The 484-nt window shown below is 45.0% G+C and carries 1 protein-coding gene; it reads right to left on the bottom strand.

Features of this window, described 5'->3' with window-relative positions:
- On the bottom strand, positions 1-484 hold a 484-nt coding region (locus tag KP705_RS17235), incomplete at both ends, for a protein rep (protein ID WP_215765158.1).

Here is a 484-nt window from a genome sequence, read left to right as displayed (position 1 = left end):
GACCCCTTGAACTCCTTAAACGATCCGTACCTCTGTATCAGTCGCGTATTGAGTGTCTCATTATAGAACCACTCAAGATGGCCATCCTCCATCGTCTCAATATCGTTCGGCTTAGTCACATATTTTGTGACCTCATCAACAGACTCAAGAGTTACCGCATCCTTAACAATGCACGACATCCTCTCACGAACATCAGCAAGAAAATCCTGCCAGCCGTTCCCCTTCAAATACGGCAGATCAAAGAGTATATTCATATGCATGTTACGGGTTTCATGATCCTGATTCTGAGTGAACTCAGTCCCCCTGAAATACAGATTTGAACCATATTTTTGATTGAGCCAACGGAAGCAATCAGAGAGCTTGCGTGTCCATTTCCTATGCTCCGCCTTGAGGTCATCATATATGCGGACGTTCTCACCGCAGGTGATAACCATGTACCGCAGATACTTCCCCTTATTCGGGAGAATGTTATCAATCCAATAGG

The organism is Gluconobacter sp. P1D12_c, assembly GCF_018812105.1.
GTDB lineage: Bacteria > Pseudomonadota > Alphaproteobacteria > Acetobacterales > Acetobacteraceae > Gluconobacter > Gluconobacter oxydans_A.
This window is presented reverse-complemented; position numbering and strand designations above follow the sequence as displayed.